The 17,692-nt window shown below is 66.6% G+C and carries 20 protein-coding genes; 4 read left to right on the top strand and 16 right to left on the bottom strand.

The annotated features are described in order from the left end of the window. Positions 1–209 precede the first annotated feature (209 nt). Complete coding sequence (locus IGS68_RS09375) at positions 210–599, top strand: DUF983 domain-containing protein (RefSeq protein WP_201079250.1); 390 nt, start codon at positions 210–212, stop codon at positions 597–599. A 56-nt stretch (positions 600–655) separates the two neighbouring features. Next, entirely contained in the window at positions 656–2,059 is a 1,404-nt protein-coding gene (locus IGS68_RS09370) for an aminotransferase-like domain-containing protein (protein ID WP_201079248.1), read from the top strand. 55 nt (positions 2,060–2,114) lie between these two features. Here the strand turns inward: IGS68_RS09370 and IGS68_RS09365 are convergent, their stop codons facing one another. Further along, on the bottom strand, positions 2,115–4,850 hold the full coding sequence (locus tag IGS68_RS09365; protein WP_201079246.1) for a glycosyltransferase: 2,736 nt from the start codon (positions 4,848–4,850) through the stop codon (positions 2,115–2,117). Positions 4,851–5,126: 276 nt separating this feature from the next. Here IGS68_RS09365 and pal point away from each other — a divergent pair, with 276 nt between their 5' ends. Next, entirely contained in the window at positions 5,127–5,699 is a 573-nt protein-coding gene (gene pal, locus IGS68_RS09360; RefSeq protein ID WP_201079244.1) for a peptidoglycan-associated lipoprotein Pal, read from the top strand. A 119-nt stretch (positions 5,700–5,818) separates the two neighbouring features. Here pal and IGS68_RS09355 read toward each other — a convergent pair whose 3' ends face one another. From IGS68_RS09355 to IGS68_RS09310, 10 genes are all read right to left on the bottom strand, one after another. Beyond that, positions 5,819–6,112 carry a ferredoxin family protein gene (locus IGS68_RS09355; protein WP_201079243.1) on the bottom strand — a complete coding sequence of 98 codons (294 nt, stop codon included), beginning with the start codon at positions 6,110–6,112 and terminating at the stop codon, positions 5,819–5,821. Beyond that, complete coding sequence (locus IGS68_RS09350) at positions 6,109–7,410, bottom strand: FAD-dependent monooxygenase (RefSeq protein WP_201079241.1); 1,302 nt, start codon at positions 7,408–7,410, stop codon at positions 6,109–6,111. The genes IGS68_RS09355 and IGS68_RS09350 overlap by 4 nt, the downstream gene beginning before the upstream one ends. A gap of 26 nt (positions 7,411–7,436) precedes the next feature. Next, positions 7,437–8,540 (bottom strand): electron transfer flavoprotein subunit alpha/FixB family protein, encoded by a 1,104-nt coding sequence (locus IGS68_RS09345; RefSeq protein ID WP_201079239.1) that lies wholly within the window; start codon positions 8,538–8,540, stop codon positions 7,437–7,439. A gap of 108 nt (positions 8,541–8,648) precedes the next feature. Then, positions 8,649–9,479 carry an electron transfer flavoprotein subunit beta/FixA family protein gene (locus IGS68_RS09340; protein ID WP_201079237.1) on the bottom strand — a complete coding sequence of 277 codons (831 nt, stop codon included), beginning with the start codon at positions 9,477–9,479 and terminating at the stop codon, positions 8,649–8,651. Between the two features lie 196 nt (positions 9,480–9,675). Next, a complete protein-coding gene (gene nifW, locus IGS68_RS09335; RefSeq protein WP_201079235.1) occupies positions 9,676–10,011 on the bottom strand; it encodes a nitrogenase-stabilizing/protective protein NifW in 336 nt (111 codons plus the stop codon). Positions 10,012–10,057: 46 nt separating this feature from the next. Then, on the bottom strand, positions 10,058–10,867 hold the full coding sequence (gene cysE, locus IGS68_RS09330; protein ID WP_201079233.1) for a serine O-acetyltransferase: 810 nt from the start codon (positions 10,865–10,867) through the stop codon (positions 10,058–10,060). 21 nt (positions 10,868–10,888) lie between these two features. Then, positions 10,889–12,046 (bottom strand): homocitrate synthase, encoded by a 1,158-nt coding sequence (nifV, locus tag IGS68_RS09325; RefSeq protein ID WP_201079231.1) that lies wholly within the window; start codon positions 12,044–12,046, stop codon positions 10,889–10,891. Positions 12,047–12,094: 48 nt separating this feature from the next. Next, positions 12,095–13,291: a cysteine desulfurase NifS gene (gene nifS, locus IGS68_RS09320; RefSeq protein ID WP_201079229.1), complete on the bottom strand. Its 1,197-nt coding sequence runs from the start codon at positions 13,289–13,291 to the stop codon at positions 12,095–12,097. A gap of 5 nt (positions 13,292–13,296) precedes the next feature. Beyond that, the gene (gene nifU / locus IGS68_RS09315) at positions 13,297–14,247 is read right to left on the bottom strand and encodes a Fe-S cluster assembly protein NifU (RefSeq protein WP_201079227.1); all 951 of its coding nucleotides are present in this window, start codon (positions 14,245–14,247) and stop codon (positions 13,297–13,299) included. A gap of 69 nt (positions 14,248–14,316) precedes the next feature. Further along, positions 14,317–14,715, bottom strand: coding sequence for a HesB/IscA family protein (locus tag IGS68_RS09310; protein WP_201079225.1), 399 nt, complete (start codon positions 14,713–14,715; stop codon positions 14,317–14,319). Positions 14,716–14,962: 247 nt separating this feature from the next. On the opposite strand from IGS68_RS09310, the gene IGS68_RS09305 reads away from it, so the two are divergent. After that, a complete protein-coding gene (locus IGS68_RS09305; RefSeq protein WP_201079223.1) occupies positions 14,963–15,469 on the top strand; it encodes a hypothetical protein in 507 nt (168 codons plus the stop codon). A gap of 94 nt (positions 15,470–15,563) precedes the next feature. Here IGS68_RS09305 and IGS68_RS09300 read toward each other — a convergent pair whose 3' ends face one another. From IGS68_RS09300 to nifX, 5 genes are read right to left on the bottom strand one after another with little or no spacing between them, the layout of a single operon-like run. After that, positions 15,564–16,184 (bottom strand): nitrogen fixation protein NifQ, encoded by a 621-nt coding sequence (locus IGS68_RS09300; protein ID WP_247881249.1) that lies wholly within the window; start codon positions 16,182–16,184, stop codon positions 15,564–15,566. Between the two features lie 55 nt (positions 16,185–16,239). Continuing rightward, positions 16,240–16,533: a ferredoxin III, nif-specific gene (fdxB, locus tag IGS68_RS09295; RefSeq protein ID WP_201079221.1), complete on the bottom strand. Its 294-nt coding sequence runs from the start codon at positions 16,531–16,533 to the stop codon at positions 16,240–16,242. Between the two features lie 45 nt (positions 16,534–16,578). Then, positions 16,579–16,776: a CCE_0567 family metalloprotein gene (locus IGS68_RS09290; protein WP_201079219.1), complete on the bottom strand. Its 198-nt coding sequence runs from the start codon at positions 16,774–16,776 to the stop codon at positions 16,579–16,581. Between the two features lie 14 nt (positions 16,777–16,790). Then, a complete protein-coding gene (locus IGS68_RS09285) occupies positions 16,791–17,249 on the bottom strand; it encodes a NifX-associated nitrogen fixation protein (protein WP_201079217.1) in 459 nt (152 codons plus the stop codon). 7 nt (positions 17,250–17,256) lie between these two features. Then, the gene (gene nifX, locus IGS68_RS09280; RefSeq protein ID WP_247881361.1) at positions 17,257–17,628 is read right to left on the bottom strand and encodes a nitrogen fixation protein NifX; all 372 of its coding nucleotides are present in this window, start codon (positions 17,626–17,628) and stop codon (positions 17,257–17,259) included. Positions 17,629–17,692: the final 64 nt, after the last annotated feature.

Raw genomic sequence — 17,692 nt, 5'->3', positions numbered from 1 at the left:
CCGATGCGGCCTGACGGAGCTAAACGTCGGATCGAAGGGGTTGTTCCAGTCGAATGCCCCGATTTCGTACCCTCAATGCCCCACGGCAACCGGGAACCAGCCCGGCCGGGTGCAGGACCTGGACACCAAGACCTGACATTCATCCTTGTATGGATGTCATGTTCGAATACATTGCCCATAGAATTGATCCATACAATCGGTGCATCGACATGGAACCCTATAGCGAGCCTCTCGGCAAAAGCTCCCTGGAACTGGGTACACGGGGGTTGTGCCCCCGGTGCGGCAAGGGTCATATCTTCAACGGTTTCCTGACCCTGACGAAGCGGTGCGAAGTCTGCGGCCTCGATTTCTCCTTCGCCGATCCGGCCGATGGCCCGGCTTTCTTCGCCATGTCCATCGTCAGTTTCCCCATCGTCGCGTTCGCGGCGTGGCTGGAACTGGCGTTCCAGGCGCCGATCTGGGTCCATCTGGTGACCACCCTGCCGCTGCTGGTGGGATCCTGCCTGGCATTGCTCCGGCCGCTGAAGGGCTGGCTGGTCTGTTCGCAATACATCAACAAGGCGAACGAAGGCCGCTTGACCCCGCGCGACCAGCCCTGACAAATGCCGGATACGCGTTGGCGGCCGATCGGGAATCGTGAAAAGGGGAGCGAAGCTTGAAGGAGGACTCCGCACCCTGCTCCTGGATACCCGATCTTTCCGACGCTTCCGGTCCGATCTATCTCGCTCTGGCGGATGCGATCCAGGAGGGCATCGCCGCCGGGACCCTGCCGGAGGGTGAACGCCTGCCCACCCACAGGGCTCTCGCCGCCGCCCTCGACCTGGACCTGACGACGGTGACCAGGGCCTATGGCGAAGCGCGCCGGCGCGGACTGGTGGATGCCGCGGCCGGACGCGGCACGTTCGTACGCGGCCCTTTGGCGCAGCCTCCCATGGTCGAACCCTTGCCTGCGGAAATCGACCTTTCGATGAACTTGCCGCCGCAGCCCCCGGCGGCGGCCATCCCGGCGAAGCTTTCCCAGACCATGGCCGCGATCCTGCGGCGAAGCGATGCTGCCCGGGTGCTCAGCTACCATCCCAGTGCCGGCGGCACTGCGGAGCGCGCCGCCGCGGCCCGGTGGTTGGCCCCCCTGCTCGGCACCGTCCCGCCGTCCCGCGTCCTGGTCACGGCCGGTGGACAGGCGGCGCTCATGGCGCTCCTGACGACCCTGGCACCGCCGGGCAGCACGGTCCTGACAGAGCAGTTCACCTATCCGGGCCTGCGGGCCATCGCCGTCCAGACCGGCATCGCGCTGGAGGGGCTGCCCATGGACGGGGACGGCCTGCTTCCCGAAGCCCTGGATGCCGCCTGCGCCCGGCTGAAGCCGGCGGCGCTCTATACCATCCCCACCATCCAGAACCCGACGGCAGCCACCATGCCGCCGGCGCGCCGGGCCGCCGTGGCGGAAATCGCCCGGCGCCATCGGCTGGCGGTGATCGAGGACGACGCCTACGGTCTGCTGCCGTCAGCGCCGGCGCCGCCGCTGGCGACCTTTGCGCCCGACCGGACCTGGTATCTCGGCACGCTGTCGAAGTGCCTGCTGCCGGCCCTGCGGGTGGCATATCTGGTCGCTCCCGACGATCGCTGCGCCGCCCGGATCCAGGCAGCGCTGCGGGCGGTCTGCCAGATGGTTCCGCCCCTGTCGGCCGCGGTCGCGACACGGTGGGTTCAGGATGGCACCGCCCTGCGTCTGGTCGAGGACATCCGGGCCGAGGCGGCCCGCCGTCAGGACGTCGCCCGCCGGATCCTGCCGGCCGGCAGCTTCGCGGCTCACGGCCAGGGTCACCACATCTGGCTCAGGCTGCCCGCCTGCCGGAGCGCCACCGGCTTCGCCACCCAGGCCCGGCGCTTCGGCCTTGCCCTGGTCCCCGACACCGCCTTCGCCGTCGGACCGGCACCCGACGCCTCCGTCAGGATCTCGCTGGGAGCGGCGCCCGACCTCGACAGCCTTGCCGCTGCGCTCGGGAGGATCGGCAGTCTTCTGGACGAAAATGCCGACGCCCTGGCGGAGATCGTCTGACCTCCGGCAGGGCGCCGTCGCATTTCACGTCACGATAAGGCAGGCCCGGAGACGGTCAGCCCCCCACTGCGTCGACGACCAGCGCGCCGGCCGGCTGGGGTGCCGCCGAGGGAACGGCGACCGGCTCCGGCATGGGGTCGGCGGCCTTCTCTCGGACCGGCATCAGGTCGGTCGCCGCCAGCAGCGCCGCGATCAGGTTGGGCACCGCCATGACAGCCAGCAGGATCGTCCACAGGGTCAGCGACACGGTCCCGGCATGGTTGAGCACGGTCGCGATCAGGCAGCAGACCACCAGCAACCCGGCCAGCACGGCTTCCGGCACGGCGGGAAATTTCGCCGCCTTCTTCCGCTTGCCCTTCGACGTCACCTTGAAGGGTTCGTGCTTGGTGAACAGACCCTTCAGAACGGCGGCGCCGACGGTGTAGTTCAGGCTCATGCCCAGCAGCGCGGTGCCGACCGTCTCGCCCCAACCGTGCCGGGAGGCGAACTTCGTCAGCGCCATGCTGGCCGCGGCGCGCAGCATCAGCGCCGCGATGGCGATCGCCGTCACCTCCGGCGGCGGCAGGTGCAGCGGCAGCACGGTCGCCAGCAGGGTCCACGTGATGGCGCCGGCACCGGCGATAAGCCCCAGGGCATCGGACCACCAGCGCGCCCAGCCGGTCCAGAAATGGAACTTCTGGGCGCCGTTCAGCCCCTTGGCGCCGGGCAGCAGGGCCCGCAGGTGGGCTTTCATGATCTGGACCGAGCCGTAGGCCCAGCGGTGGCGCTGCTGGCGGAAGTCCTTGTAGCTGTCCGGCGTGATGCCGGCGCCCAGCCGTTCCGTCGTGTAGTGCTGCTTCCAGCCCTGCTCCAGCAGGGTCAGGCCCAACTCGGTGTCCTCGACGATGCACCACTCGGACCAGCCGCCCAGGTCCTCCAGGGCGGAGCGCCGGACCATGATCATGGTGCCGTGGGCGATCAGGGCGTTGTCCTCGTTCCGCTCGACCATGCCGCTGTCGAAGAAGGCGCGGTACTCGGCCGCCATCAGGCGCTTCAGCAGCGACTGGTCGCCGTCACGATGCTCCTGCGGCGCCTGGACGAGGCCGACGGCCGGGTCCGAGAAGGCGGGAGCCAGCCGGCTCAGCCACTGGGGCGAAACCGCGTAGTCGGCGTCCAGCACCGCGATCACCTCCGCCTCGTCGGCGGTGATCCGGAGGGCGCGGTTCAAAGCGCCCGCCTTGAAGCCGGTGATCGGGTTGAAGTTGGCGAACTTGAACACGGTGCGGCCCAGCCGCTCGTTCAGGGCCCGGCAATGGTCCTCGACCGGGGTGATCAGGCCCATGTCGTCGGTATTGTTGATTGCGACGACCACTTCGAAGGCCCCGTACTCCTGGGCGGCCAGGCTGTCCAGGGTGGCGTTCAGCATCGCCGGATCCTCGTTCCGGGCGGCGATGTGGACGGACACCATCGGCTCCCGCACGGCCACGCCGGCGTTGCGGATCAGCGCCGCGGCGCCCTCGGCCGGCAGCAGGCGGGTCGGCCGGCGGCCCAGCAGGGTGCGGGTCATCTCGTCCAGGTCGGCGAGCGCCAGGATCAGCAGGATGCCGCCCAGCGTCAGGCCGCTGCCCCACATGATCACGGTGCCCATGGTCGGATAGACGCCCATGGCGGCCAGGACGGCCCAGGCGGTCATGCCGGCCGAGCCGTGGGCGGCGATCGACCACAGCAGGGTCTGCAGGACGGTGGCACGCCGGCGGAACAGGGCGGGCAGCGACAGGAACACGCCGACCAGCACCGAGGCGACGCCGACCGCGAAGGCTTCCGGCTTGGGCTCGACCGCGCCCTGGAGCTGCCACTTGGGCTGCCGGTCGGCGTCGAGCACGCCCCAGAACGGGCCGGGGCTGCCCTCGATCGCGGTCTTCCAGGGCTGGTCGAACGCCTCGATCACGTTGTACTCGACGCCCATGCGCTTGGCGTCCTGGGCGAATTCACGGATGATCCGGGCCTGCTCGGGACGCGACGCGTGGGCATTGCCGAAATTGTCGCCGTCCGACGGCCAGCCGATTTCGCCGACCCAGATCGGCTTGCCCGGATAGGCCTGCCGGATGCGCTTGATCTTGTCCATGGCGTAGGGCAAGGCGCCGGAGCTGTCGAGCTTTTCCCAGTACGGCAGTGTGTGGATGCCGACGAAGTCGGACACCGCGACCGTCTTCGGCGCGTTCAGCAACTCCGACCAGGTGTCGGCCGTGCCCACGGGGATGCGCCGCGGCACCCGTGCCCGCACCTCGGCGACCAGCGCCGCGAGGCTCTCGTCGGTCTGGTCGGCGCGCAGCAGCGACTCGTTGCCGACCACGACCCGCACGACGTTGGGCGTGCTGCGCGCGATCGCCACGGCCTGGTCGATCTCCTGCCTGTTGTGTTCGGCATCGGCGTTCAGCCAGATGCCCAGGCTCACCTTCAGGCCCATGCGGGCCGCCACGCCGGGCGCGCGGTCCTGACCGTCGGAAACGGTATAGGTCCGGATCCCGTCGGCGATCCCGTTGATCGCCGCCATGTCCTTCCGGATGTCGGCGACCGACACGTGCTGGTCGTCTTCCGGGCTGAAGTCGCGGCCTGAAGGGCTGTACGACACCGACTGCAGGCGGCTTGGCGATGCCGCCACATCCACCGGGGCGGTCTGGCCGCGCCAGATGCCGAGGTGGGTCATCGCGGTGCCGGCGATGACCGCAGCCATTAGGGTCAGGGAAAGGATGGTCCGCCTGGGCGGAGTGCGTGTGTCCACCGCCGGTGAGCCGGTGGGAAGGATCGACATGGCCGTTTTCTGGGGGTGAGTGGTTGAGCGGGAAGCTACTCAGGAAGGGGTGATGCCGGGGCGGCCGTACCAAATCCGATTTCGCCGCCACATTACCGGATCACACTCTAATCGAGTTTGCGCAGATGGGTATGTGACAGCTATCACTTGGCTACGATGTCGCAGGGGCCGAATGCCGCCAATCGGCTTCTTGTTGGTTTCGTTAACGGTTTAGTAGCCATATTTATTCTATGTGTCTGCGGACAAATCTAGGCCAGTCGTCATAAAGGGTATGCAATGCGGTTGAAGCTTATGGGGATAGTGGGCGCCCTGCTCGTTCTGACGGCTTGCGAGTCGGCTCCGTGGGACGCCTCGAGCAGCAGCGGCATGGGCGCGGTGAACGGAGCCCCGATCGGCGGAGTGGGCGCGGGCGGCCCGGGCGGAGTCGGGGTCGGAGGCATCGGGGGTGCCGGCGGCCTTTCGGGTGCGCGTCCCGGTGCCGGCGGCGTGATGCCGGGTTCCCAGCAGGATCTGGCCAACAGCGTCGGCGACCGGGTGTTCTTCGGATACGACCAGGTCGATCTGAGCGCGGAGGCCCGGGCGACGCTGGAACGGCAGGCCCAGTGGCTGAAGCAGTACGCCAACGTGACCGTCACGATCGAGGGTCACGCCGACGAGCGCGGCACGCGGGAATACAACCTGGCGCTCGGCGACCGCCGTGCCAACTCGGTCAGGAACTATCTCGTCACCCAGGGCATTTCGCCCAACCGCATCGCGACGCTGAGCTTCGGCAAGGAGCGGCCGGCGATCGGCGCGTCCGGCGAGCAGGCCTGGGCCCAGAACCGACGCGCGGTGACCCTGGTCAACTGACCTCTCTCCGCGGCGGCAGCCAAGCAAAAGGGCCTCGGGAGCGAACCTCCCGAGGCCCTTTCGTTTTGCTGCCGCCGAACGGGCGTGGAAGCGCCCCGTTCCGCGGATCGGATCCGACCTCAGCCGAACTTGTAGCTGATGCCGTAGCCGCCGCGCGGATAGTTCCACGAGACATTGCCATGGTCCTGGCAGATGACCCGACAGGTGCCGCATTCCAGGCAGCCGTCGGTCACGAGATTGACGCCGCCGGCGTCGTCCTTCGTGTAGCAGTTCGCCGGGCAGCAGAAGGTGCACGGCTGGCCCTTGCAGTTGGACGCGCAGACCTCGGCGTCCTTGATGTAGATGTGGGGACGGTTCTCGTCGACGATGTACCGGTTCTGGTAAAGCTTGTCTTCAACCTTGATCATGCTCATCGGAAAGCCCTCGCCAGCTTGAATGCGTCACCGACCAGTCCGAACAGCGAGCGCCGCTTGGCGAACGATTTCAGGATCTGGTTCTCCTTGGTCTTCTTGTCGACATTATCCACGGTAAAGAGATTGTGGGCGGCGCCGTTCAAGAGGTCCGGATAGGCGCTGAAGAACTGCGGCGACATGTGCATGATCTCCGGCAGGTTCTTGTACTTCTTCAGGTCCTTCATGACGAAGCTCTCGTCGAGCTTCTTCTTGTAGAGGGCGAGATTGGCGGCGACCGGCGCCTTGCCCTGCTTCTTCAGCTCGATGAGCGTCTCGGCGGCGAAGCGGCCGCTGGTCATCGCCAGGTTCGACCCTTCGCGGTGGGCGGCGTTGTTCAGGTGGGCGGCGTCGCCGACCACCATCCAGCCGTCGCCGCAGACCTGCGGGACCGCCTTGTAACCGCCTTCCGGGATCAGGTGGCCGGCATACTCCTTGACCTCGCCGCCCTGGATCAGGGGCTTGATCACCGGATGGTTCTTCAGGTCCTCGAGCAGCTTGTACGGGGCGATGCCCTTCTCCTTGAAGTCGGAGATCAGGCAGCCGATGCCGATGGTCAGCGATTCCTTGTTGGTGTACAGGAACGCGGTTCCGACCATCCCGCCGGTGACCTTGCCCATCATCTCGATGACGACGCCTTCGTCGCCCTTCACCTGGAACCGCTGCTCGATCAGCGCGGGGTCGATGAAGTGGATCTCCTTCACCGCCAGCGCCGCGTTCTCGGGCGGCAGCTCCGGCTGAAGGTCGGCGCGGCGGGCCAGCAGGGCGTTGACGCCGTCGGCCATGATGACCACGTCGGCATGGACCTCGCCGTTCTCGCGGTCGGTGCGAACGCCATAGACCTTGCCGTTGGCATCGCGCAGCAGTTCGGTGACCGTCGTCTCGCAGATCACGAGGGCGCCGGCTTCGCGGACCTTCTCGTTGAACCACTTGTCGAACTGGGCGCGGATGATGGTGTAGCGGTTCGGGCGCTCGCTGTTGAAGCTGTCGGATCGGTAATTGGTGCCGATATAGCTGTCGTCGCCCAGCAGCCAGATGCGCTGTTCGATGATGTGGCGTTCCAGCGGCGCGTCGTCGCGGAAATCGGGGATGATCCGCTCCAGCGCGTCGGCATACATGATCGCGCCCTGGACGTTCTTCGAGCCGGAATACTCGCCGCGCTCGATCTGCAGGACCTTCAAGCCACCCTTGGCCAGGGTATATGCCGCCGAGTTGCCGGAAGGCCCGGCGCCGACGACGATGGCATCAAACTTCTCTACCATGTCAGGCACTCTCCTCTGGCGGGTGGTCAGCTCGCCTTGCGGTTGACCAGTCGGCGCTGGCGGAACTGCTCCGTCAAGGCCGGAAGAATCTGCAGCGCGTCGCCGACGATGCCGTGGTGGGCGAAGTCGAAGATCGGTGCGTTGGGATCGGAGTTGATCGCCAGGATCACGTCGGAATTCTCGCAGCCGACGCGATGCTGGATGGCGCCCGAGATCCCGGCGGCGATGTACAGCTTCGGCCGGACCGTCTTGCCGGTCTGGCCGACCTGCCGGTCGCTGGTGACCCAACCGGCCTGCGTGCAGGGCCGCGACGCACCGACCTCGGCCCCCAGCACTTCGGCCAGGTCCCAGACCAGCTTGAAGTTCTCCGGCTTCTGGAGCCCCTTCCCGCCCGACACGATGATGTCGGCGAAGGCGAGCTGAGCCTCCTCCTGGTCGCTGTCCGGGATGAAGTCGAGGACCTTGGTGACGAACACCTCTTCCGCCAGGTTGGGCGTCACTTCGATGACGCGGCCGGTTCGGGTGCCGTCGCGCTCGGGCATCTGCATGACGCGCGGGCGGATGGTCGCCATCTGCGGACGGTAGGCCAGCGTCTGGATGGTGCACAGCAGGGTGCCGCCGAAGGTCGGGCGGGTGGCCGCCAGGCTTCGGTTCTCGGCGCTGATGTCCAGTTCGGTGCAGTCGGCGGTAAGTCCGGTCAGCAGCGTGGTCGCGATGGCGCCCGCCAGGTCGCGGCCCAGCGTCGAGGCGCCCAGCAGCACGATCTCCGGCTTGAAGGTGTTGACCACGTCGGTCATCACCTTGGAATAGGGCTCGGTCCGGTACTCGGCCAGCACGGGGTCGAGCACCGTGTAGACCACGTCGGCACCATAGGCGATCGCCTCGCCGGTGATCTCCCGGATGAAGGGGCCGGGAGCGCCCAGGATCACGGCGCCGACCTCGACGCCCAGCTTGTCGGCCAGCTTGCGGGCCTCGCCCAGCAGCTCGTACGAGACGGTGTGGACCTTGCCGCGCTCCTGCTCGACGATGACCCAGACACCCTTGTAGACTTTCAACTCTTCCGGCAGTTCGAACTTGCGGCCGCCGGCGGCCTTCTTGGCGGGGGGTGGATTGGCAGGCGCTTGGCTCATATCGGCCTCACAGTCTCGAAGAAAGGGTTCGGCGGACGTCGGACGGGTCGGGTGCGATCGGGGGTTGGCGGCGGCCGTGGCAGGCGCCCGCCTTCCGCGATCCCTCCCTTATCGGACCAGGTCGTTCGCCAGCTTCGGGTAGGTGGTGAAAAGCATGTCGATCGCCGCCGCCGCCTGGGCCTCGGCACCGCCCTCGGCTTCGATCATCTTCGCCTTCTCGGCGCGGGGCTTCGGCACGAACACCTTGGAGACGACGGTGGGCGAGCCCTTCAGGCCGACCTTGTTCTCGTCGTCGACGCAGGTGTCCTTGCTCCAGGTCTTCAGCGGCGTGCGCGCGGCCCGGAACATGTCGTCCATGGTGCCGAAGCGCATCGTGTTGGAGCCTTCGAGCATGGTGATCATGGCCGGCAGGCGGCTCTTCAGGACCTGCACGCCACCCTCGGAACGCCGCTGGACGGTGATCTCGCGGCTTTCGAGATTCACGTCCTCGATCTTCGCGACATAGGTCAGCTGCTGGAGATTGAGGCGCGTGGCGATCCCCGGGCCGACCTGGGCGGTGTCGCCGTCGATCGTCTGCTTGCCGCAGAACACCAGGTCGACCGGCTCCTCCTTGTGCAGCTTCCGGATGGCGGAGGTCAGCGCGTAGGAGGTCGCCAGCGTGTCGGAGCCGGCGAACTTGCGGTCGGTCAGCAGCACCGCGTCGGTAGCACCGAAAGAAAGCGCCTTGCGCAGGGACGCTTCGGCCATGGGCGGACCCATCGTCAGGACGGTGACCCGGCCGCCGAAACGGTCCTTCAGACGCAGCGCCTCTTCCAGGGAGAAAAGGTCGTAGGGGTTGATGATCGCCGGCACGCCCTGGCGCATGATGGTATTGGTGACCGGATGGATCCGGATCTGGGCGCTGTCGGGCACCTGCTTGATACAGACGACGATGTGCATCCCGCTATCCTCTCGACTGGTGGCCCCTCAGGGCTTGCTCAACTCGACTTATGCAGGGGTCATGCCAACCTGAGAAACGCCAGAGCAGAGGTGGCAAACCATTGATTTCGATACGCTTATTCGAAGCTGATCGGATTCTGCTCCTCGCGGCGGCACTTGTCGGCTAACCGACAGGAGCCACCGCTTGTCGGCTTTGTCACCGGGCGCCGGACAGGGTCAGGCTCTCCAGCGGAACGAAGCTGGCATTGTGCCGTTCGGCTTGGTCCTTGTGGACCTTGAAGACCTTCTCGGCGATCGCGTCGGACTTGACGAAATCCTGGTACGCCTGCGTGATCAGCACCCTGTACCGGTCCCGCAGGAGATCCTCGGCCAGGCTGTCCAGGTTGGCCTCCTCGGCCAGGTAATCGTGGAATCGCTGCAGGATATGCAAGCGGTTGACATGGACAACCCGCGCATCGAATTCGATTCCGAAGAACCGCAGGAAATCTTCGGCGGTGTTCAGATCGTCCAAGTCGTCCTGGAAGCTGCTCATGGGAGAATTCCTGTCGGTCGGAAGTTTGTGAGGATCTTCGTGAGGATCAATGTTCGCATCCCGGCAACTCGCAGCCGGGCTGGTCGCAACTGTTGCCGCACCGCGCGCAGACGATGCCTTCCATGGCCTGGCTCAGTTCGCCGACGACCTCGGCGGCGGTGTGCTCGTCCAACCGGTTTTCGATCTTGTTGATGTGCTCGATCAGGCAGGCGAGCGCCCGGCCGACCGGGTCCGGCATCAGGTGATGGTCGAGGTCGATTCCGTGATCGGCGATGCGCCGCTCGATCGGCTTGACGATCCGACCGGGAATACCGACGACGGTCATCTCCGCCGGGACGTCCTTGGTCACGACCGAGTTGGCGCCGACCCTGCCGTTGCGTCCGATGGTGATCGGCCCCAGGATCTTGGCCCCCGCCCCGCACATCACGCCGTCCTCCAGCGTGGGATGGCGCTTGCCCTTGTTCCAGCTGGTGCCGCCGAGGGTCACACCATGATAGAGGGTCACGTCGTCGCCGACCTCGGCGGTCTCGCCGATGACCACGCCGGCACCGTGATCGATGAAGAAGCGCCGCCCGATGGTGGCTCCGGGATGGATGTCGATGTTGGTGACCATGCGCGCCAGATAGCTGACGAAGCGCGCCGGCCAGCGGACGTTGCGGCGCCACAGGGCGTTGGCGATGCGGTGCGCTATGATGGCGTGGATGCCCGGGTAGCAGGTCAGGACGTCGAAGGTGTTGCGCGCCGCCGGGTCGCGGTCGGCGACGCATTCCACGTCCTCGCACAGCAGGCTCCAGATGCTCCGTTCCGGCGGCGGTGCCGCGCCGGACGGAGGGGATGCTTCGACGATTCCGGACATGTCGGGTCTCCCGGTTTCAGATCAGGATGCCAGGGCGGCCGACTGCTCGCCCGGTGCGGCGTCGCGGCGGAACTGGAGGAGTTCGTCAGGAGTCGGCGGCCGCTTGAAGGCACCGGCCATCCGGCGCACCCGCGGCAGGATTGCCTGCGCCTCGCCGTCGCTCAGCTGGATTCCCAGGCCGGCGAACGCCAGCTTGACCCCGGCCGAGCCGGAATGCTTGCCCAGCACGATGCTGTGCCGACGTCCGACCTCCGCCGGATCGAATCCCTGGTAGGTCAGCGGATCGCGCAGCAGGCCGTCCACATGGATGCCGGCCTCGTGGGTGAAGACCGCGCCGCCGACGATGCTCTTGTTGATCGGCACCGGGCGGTTGGACGCGCTCGCCACCAGCTCCGAGATGGCCGGCAGGCGCATCGCCGCGATGCCGGTATCGGTGCCGTAGAGATGGCGGAGGCCCATCACGATCTCCTCGAGGGCGGCATTGCCGGCGCGCTCTCCCAGGCCGTTGACGGTGGTGTTGACATGGGTGGCGCCGCCGCGGACCGCGGCCAGGGAGTTGGCGGTGGCGAGGCCCAGGTCGTCATGGGCGTGGATCTCGATCTCCAGGTCGGTGCGGGCGCGCAACGCCTGGATGAAACCATAGGTTTGGAACGGATCGAGCACGCCCAGCGTGTCGGCGAAACGGTAGCGCCGGGCACCGGCGGCCTGGGCCGTTTCGGCGACCCGCGCCATGAAGTCGGGATCGGCGCGGGAGCTGTCCTCGCCGCCGAACCCGACCTCCAGCCCCAGGTCGCGGGCGGTGCGGATCTGCCGGTCGATCTGGTCCAGCGCCCAGGCCCGGTCGCGGCCCAGTTTCCGCTGGATATGGATGTCGGACACCGGCATCGACATGTTGACGAACGAGACGCCGCAGGTGGCTGCCTCCTGCAGGTCGTCGGCCCGCATGCGGCACCACACCATCAGGCGCGCCCGGTCCAGCCCGGCGGCGGCCACCGCGCGGATGCTCTCCCGCTCCTCCTCGCCCATGGCGGGAATGCCGATCTCCAGCTCGGGAACGCCCGCGGCGTCCAGCGCGCGGGCGATCGCGATCTTCTCCTCGACGGTGAAGGCGACCCCGGCGGTCTGCTCGCCGTCGCGCAGCGTGGTGTCGTTGATCGTCACGGAGCTCGGCTCGGGCATCGCGGGGACTCCAGAGGAGGACTTTGTAGATCGGGTAGAGCGTTCTGCTTACGAATAGACGGGCTGGAAGCCGGCCGCGGCACCCTGGCTGGTCCAGTAGGGCGACAGCTTGCGCAGCCGCTCGATGATGCCGGGCATGACCCGGATCACCGTATCGATCTCTTCCGCCGTGGTGTCGCGCGACAGGGAGAACCGGGTGGCGCCGTGGGCCGCCGTGTAGGGCACGCCCATCGCCCGCATCACGTGGCTCGGCTCCAGCGAGCCGGACGTGCAGGCGGATCCGGAGGACGCGGCGATGCCTTCCTCGTTCAGCAGGAGCAGGATCGCCTCGCCCTCGATGAATTCGAACGCGATGTTGGCGGTGTTGGGCAGGCGGTTGGCCGGATTGCCGGTGACGAAGCAGTTGGGGATCGCCTCGACCAGCGCCGTCTCCAGCCGGTCGCGGAGCGCCGCCACCTGGGTCAGCTCGATCGGCAGGGACTCCCGCGCCAGTTCGCACGCCTTGCCCAGCCCGACGATGGCCGGCGCGTTCTCGGTGCCGGCTCGGCGGCCGCGCTCCTGGTGGCCGCCGCGGAGCATCGGCCGGAAGCGGACCCCGCGCTTGACGTACAGCGCACCGATGCCCTTGGGGGCGTGCAGCTTGTGGCCCGACAGCGACAGCATGTCGATCGCGGAGTTCGCCAGGTCCATCGGCAGCTTGCCGACCGCCTGGACGGCGTCGGTGTGGAACAGGGCGCCGACCTTCTTCGCCATGCCGGCCAGCAGCTCGATCGGGAAGATCGTCCCCGTCTCGTTGTTGGCCCACATGATGGAGACGACGGCGACGTTCTCGGACAGGGCCGCCTCGTACCGCTCCAGGTCCAGGTTTCCCTTACCGTCCACCGGGATGCGGTGAATCCTGTAGCCTTCCTTGCTTTCGAGGAAGTCGCAGAGGCTGAGGATGGCGGGATGCTCGACCACGGAGGTCACGATCTCCCGGCGTTTCGGATAAGCCTTCAGCGCCGACAGGATGGCCGTGCTGTCGGACTCGGTCCCGCCGGAGGTGAACACGATCTCGGTGTCGAAGGCGGCGCCGATCAGCTTCTGCACCTCGCCGCGGGCCCATTCGATCTTGCCGCCGACCGCGGCGCCGTAGCCGTGCATCGACGACGGATTGCCGAAATGCTCCGTGAAGAACGGCATCATCTCGGCGACGACGGCCGGATCGACCCGGGTGGTGGCGTTGTTGTCCAGATAGATTCCCATACCGCTCACTCCGCCGCCATCATGGTGTGGGGGATGACACGGACCAGCTCGCCCAGCTTCTCGACGAGCTTGGTCTGGATGCCCTCGATCGTCACCGACGCCATCTGGCAGCCGGAGCAGGCGCCGCTGAGGCGCACATAGATGTTCTTGCCGTCGATATCGACCAGCTCGACATCGCCGCCGTCCTGCTTCAGGTAGGGGCGCATCTCCTCCAGGGCCGCGATCACGATCTGCATGCGCTGGACGTTGCTGAGCTTCTTCGCCGGGGCGGCCGGCCTGGCCGCCTCGGGCGCGGCGGGGGCCGCGGCGAGCGGGGCGATGTCGCCCAGGCCGACCAGGGCAGGCGCCGCGGGCGCCTTCGCCGCGACCGGCTCCAGCACCTTGCCCTGCTTGGCGAGCAGGCTCTCCAGCAGGTCCTCGATCTTCTCGTGGCAGGTCTTGCAGCTCGCGCCGGCCTTCGTGTAGTTGGTGACCTGCTCCAGCGTGGTCAGGGCGTTGACCTCGACCGCGCGCTCGATCATCGCGGCGTCGACGCCGAAGCACTTGCAGATCAGCTCGCCCTCCTCGTGGTCGTCGACCCACTCCTCGCCGCGGTAGTTGGCGATGGCGGCGCGCAGCGCCTCGGCGCCCATGACCGAGCAGTGCATCTTCTCCGGGGGCAGTCCCTCCAGATAGTCCGCGATGTCCTTGTTGGTGACCTGGAGCGCCTCCTCCACCGTCTTGCCGATGATCATCTCGGTCAGCGCCGAGGACGACGCGATGGCGGAGCCGCAGCCGAAGGTCTGGAACCGGGCATCCTGGATGACCTGGGTCTCGGGCTCGACCTTGAGCATCAGGCGGAGCGCGTCGCCGCAGGAAATGGAGCCGACTTCGCCGACGGCGTTCGCCTCTTCCAGGACACCGGCATTCTTCGGATTGAAGAAGTGCTCCTTGAGCTTGTCAGAGTAGTTCCACATTGGTCTGTTCTCCTGTGTCGGCCCGGTGCCTGACCGGCCTGGTATCCGAAAGGCGCAGCCGCGGCGGCGTCAATGATGATGGCCGTGGCCGCACGATCCGCCGGCCTCGCCATGGGCGCCGGCGGACTTGGAACTGCAAGAGGAGGAAGAGGTGGAGAAGGATGAGCCGCAGCCGCAGGTAGAGGTCGCGTTGGGGTTGTCGAACTTGAACCCCGCGCCGCCCACGCCCTCGACGTAATCGACGACGACGCCGTTCAGGTGGACCATGCTGCCGGCATCGATGAAGACCTTCACGTCGCCGTATTCCAGCACGGTATCGTCCTCGCCGGCGCCCGCTTCCAGGCCCATCTGGTATTTCAGCCCGGCGCAGCCGCCGTCCGCCACCTGGATGCGCAAGCCCTGCGCGGCGGCCGAAGCGGCCAGGACCCGCTGGAGAGTGCTTACCGCCGAATCCGTCAGCGTCACCATCGAACCTGTCTCCTTAGGACGAGATTTCTCAGGATCTTCCACACAGCAAGATCCGGGCCATTTGCAATATATTGATTTTACTCAGACTTTTATTTCGGCCCCTCTGAACCTTGGCGGCTTGCCGACAGAGGCCTGTCGCAAACCCGACAAGGCGGCGCCCTCGCCGGGTCTCGCGAGAAACAGTCTTATAACCATAAAAAATTTATGGTATTTACCGGGAGCCAACTTGCCGGCAGGAGATACCGCGATGCGCCAGTTCGAGTTCAGGATCCCCGACGGCAGGATGGCGTTCGGCGACGTCCCCGAACATATCGATGCCCGCCTTCAGGAGGCGGTGAAGGCGCGCTTGGCCGGCGACCTGGAGGCATCGGAAAGCCTGCTGTGGGAAGCGCACCTTCTAGGGCCGAAGGTCCTGCCGGTGTACTACGCCCTCTACAAGTTCTACTTCAACCAGCGCCGCCTGGATCAGGCGGAGCGCGTCGCCCTGATCGGACTGGACGCCGCGGCCCGCCTCGGCGGGTTCGATCCGGACTGGCGCCGCCTGTCCCCCGGCGCCGCCGATTGGGCTTCCGTGACCGGCGCCTCCCATTTCTATCTGTTCACCCTGAAGGCCCTCAGCTTCATCACCCTGCGCGGCGGCCGTACCGGAGAGTCGCTGGCCATGCTGGCGAAGCTCAGGGAGTTGGATCCGGCCGATACCGTCGGCTACGGCGTGATCGCGGCCTTGGCCGAGAGGGTCGCCGGCGGGGAGTAGACCAACCGCTTCCATGGTGCGTCGAAGGATGGGGTGAAACTCACGGCGAATGCCAACCCCCGCTGATCGAAGTTCCGGCGCACGACGGTCCGCGTCACTCCTCCGGACCGAAGCAGTGTTTGAAATCCGTGCAGACCCCGCAGCTCGGTGCCTTGCACAGGTTAAGCCCTTCGCGGTCGCAGAGCTGCTTGTAGAAGAATTTCTTCCACTTCATGTCGCCGGTGTTCTTCGCCGACAGCGGCCCGAAGTGACGGAGGAGCAGCCCGGAAAGATCCTTGCGGCTGGTCAGCCCGAGATCCTGCCACAAATGGTTCGAAAACAGGCAGGCCCGGGCCACCATCGCGGCCAGCCAGACCGCCTCTTCGGCAGGGGCGGTGACATGGTCGAGCAGCAGGGTTCGGAGATCATCGACCTCCTCCGCCAGTACCAGGTCGGCGACCGCCCTGCCCTGCCGCCGGCCGCGCCGGGCCGCGATGTACCCGGCGACCGGGGAGTCGAGGCCGGCAAGTCCCGGAAAATGCTTGGAGAGCAATCGGTCCAGTTCATCCGGCGCCAAGCCGATGGCGTCGTCCAGCGGATCGGCGCCGTCGGCGGCCCTGGCCGACAGGATGCAGGCGAAGACATGGCTGTCGGGATCGCCGGCATCGGCCGCCGCCTCCATCAGCGCGCCGTAAAGGACGGCGGCATCGGCAAGGGCGAACGGAGCAGGCGTCATGATGGTCATGTCCGACCCTTCACGGCACAAGGAATTGCGGAGCGGCCGGGCGGGATCAGGCCGCCAGGGCGGAGTGGGTGAAACAGCTCTTGCCGCAGACCTTGGAACAGGACTGGCAACCGATGCAGTTCTCCCCGTTGGCGATGCTCATGACCTTCTTCTCGGCTTCATCGTCCTGGGCGTCCACGATGTCGCCGTCCTCGGTGATGCCGATCATGTTCAAGACGCCCTGCGGGCAGACCTTGAAGCAGCGGCCGCAGCCGATGCAGGCCTTCTGGTTCAGGTCTTCCACGAACTTGGGAGTCCACGACCCGCCACCCTTCGTCTTTCCCTGGACAAATCCGCTCATCGTGAACTCTCCTCGCATTCTCTTGTCGTGTTATGGCCGTAGTGGTTAAGAGGTCAGGGCCTTCAGCTCCGCGCGCTTCTCCGTCAGCAGCTTGAAGGCGTCGTAGGTTTCCTGCGCCACGTCCAGGATCTTCTCCCAGCCGCCGGGAAGCTCTTCGGACAGGTCGTGCAGATCCATCTTCTTCGCGGTCGCCCGCGCGTTCAGCTTCTTGATCTCGTCCTTGAGGGCGTCGATGTCGCTCATGTCCAGGGTCTCCCTCAGAGTTCGGCCACGTCGCGGTGCTTCTCGATCAGCGCCACGGCCTCGTCCACCAGCTTGGCGCCGTCCTGCGCGACCGCCTCGACCGAGGGAAAGCCGAAGCGATGGACATCGCGGATATGCTTGCTCAGCACCACCAGCCGACCGGTCAGAAGGACCATGCGGCCGAACCCCTCGTGGCTCATCTTCATGATCGGCGTCGCCATCAGGCGGGTCCGCTTCTCGATGGTCAGGCCGATCGCCTTGTAGAACTGCTCGACCCGGGTGATGGTGTCGGGATCGGGGTCGCCGATGATCGGAATCAGCCGGCGCTCTTCCTTGGTCAGGATGAAGGGCCGCAGCAGAACGTCGTCACTCTTGCCTTCCCAGGCGCCATAGGTGTCCTCGGCGCGGATCAGCGAAACCAGGGTCTTCAGGAACTCCTGGTCGACCACCGGGGCTTCGATCGTTTCGGACATGCTCTTCTCACTCCTCGTCGAAATTGCGGGCGACTTCCGCGCCCTTGCTCAGTGCCTTGCGCAGCCAGGGCGGCGGCGACCCGTTCAGGGTGACAACCAGCTTCTCGCATAGGTCTATGATGGCCTCGGGCTGCTCGACCTTGACCGGGTGGATCTTCTTCGCGACGATCCGGGCCGCCGCGGAGGCCCCGATGGCGGCCAGGTAGACGATGGCGCAGTCCTCGATGGCGGCGATCTTGGGGACCAGCTTGTCCTCGTTGCCGTCCTCGAACATCTGGCCGTTGAACTGGACCGCCTCCAGCAGGCGATAGCCCGTGGAGTCTATCTCGTAGATCGCGATGTTCTTGGCCCACCCGAAATGGGCGTCCACTCGGGTCATATCCTGGGTACAGAATGCAACCTTCATCATTCCCTCTCGCTTGGCCGGAGCACCCGAACCGTCC

Origin of the sequence: Skermanella sp. TT6 (genome assembly GCF_016653635.2) — a bacterium.
GTDB classification, from domain to species: Bacteria; Pseudomonadota; Alphaproteobacteria; order Azospirillales; family Azospirillaceae; genus Skermanella; species Skermanella cutis.
This window is presented reverse-complemented; position numbering and strand designations above follow the sequence as displayed.

Excerpts from the sequence above, each read along its gene's own strand:
- IGS68_RS09375 (WP_201079250.1), top strand. The coding sequence starts at position 210 with ATGGAACCCTATAGCGAGCCTCTCGGCAAAAGCTCCCTGGAACTGGGT.
- IGS68_RS09365 (WP_201079246.1), bottom strand. The coding sequence starts at position 4,850 with ATGTCGATCCTTCCCACCGGCTCACCGGCGGTGGACACACGCACTCCG.
- pal (WP_201079244.1), top strand. The coding sequence starts at position 5,127 with ATGCGGTTGAAGCTTATGGGGATAGTGGGCGCCCTGCTCGTTCTGACG.
- IGS68_RS09355 (WP_201079243.1), bottom strand. The coding sequence starts at position 6,112 with ATGAGCATGATCAAGGTTGAAGACAAGCTTTACCAGAACCGGTACATC.
- IGS68_RS09350 (WP_201079241.1), bottom strand. The coding sequence starts at position 7,410 with ATGGTAGAGAAGTTTGATGCCATCGTCGTCGGCGCCGGGCCTTCCGGC.
- IGS68_RS09345 (WP_201079239.1), bottom strand. The coding sequence starts at position 8,540 with ATGAGCCAAGCGCCTGCCAATCCACCCCCCGCCAAGAAGGCCGCCGGC.
- IGS68_RS09340 (WP_201079237.1), bottom strand. The coding sequence starts at position 9,479 with ATGCACATCGTCGTCTGTATCAAGCAGGTGCCCGACAGCGCCCAGATC.
- nifW (WP_201079235.1), bottom strand. The coding sequence starts at position 10,011 with ATGAGCAGCTTCCAGGACGACTTGGACGATCTGAACACCGCCGAAGAT.
- cysE (WP_201079233.1), bottom strand. The coding sequence starts at position 10,867 with ATGTCCGGAATCGTCGAAGCATCCCCTCCGTCCGGCGCGGCACCGCCG.
- nifV (WP_201079231.1), bottom strand. The coding sequence starts at position 12,046 with ATGCCCGAGCCGAGCTCCGTGACGATCAACGACACCACGCTGCGCGAC.
- nifS (WP_201079229.1), bottom strand. The coding sequence starts at position 13,291 with ATGGGAATCTATCTGGACAACAACGCCACCACCCGGGTCGATCCGGCC.
- nifU (WP_201079227.1), bottom strand. The coding sequence starts at position 14,247 with ATGTGGAACTACTCTGACAAGCTCAAGGAGCACTTCTTCAATCCGAAG.
- IGS68_RS09310 (WP_201079225.1), bottom strand. The coding sequence starts at position 14,715 with ATGGTGACGCTGACGGATTCGGCGGTAAGCACTCTCCAGCGGGTCCTG.
- IGS68_RS09305 (WP_201079223.1), top strand. The coding sequence starts at position 14,963 with ATGCGCCAGTTCGAGTTCAGGATCCCCGACGGCAGGATGGCGTTCGGC.
- IGS68_RS09300 (WP_247881249.1), bottom strand. The coding sequence starts at position 16,184 with ATGACGCCTGCTCCGTTCGCCCTTGCCGATGCCGCCGTCCTTTACGGC.
- fdxB (WP_201079221.1), bottom strand. The coding sequence starts at position 16,533 with ATGAGCGGATTTGTCCAGGGAAAGACGAAGGGTGGCGGGTCGTGGACT.
- IGS68_RS09290 (WP_201079219.1), bottom strand. The coding sequence starts at position 16,776 with ATGAGCGACATCGACGCCCTCAAGGACGAGATCAAGAAGCTGAACGCG.
- IGS68_RS09285 (WP_201079217.1), bottom strand. The coding sequence starts at position 17,249 with ATGTCCGAAACGATCGAAGCCCCGGTGGTCGACCAGGAGTTCCTGAAG.
- nifX (WP_247881361.1), bottom strand. The coding sequence starts at position 17,628 with ATGACCCGAGTGGACGCCCATTTCGGGTGGGCCAAGAACATCGCGATC.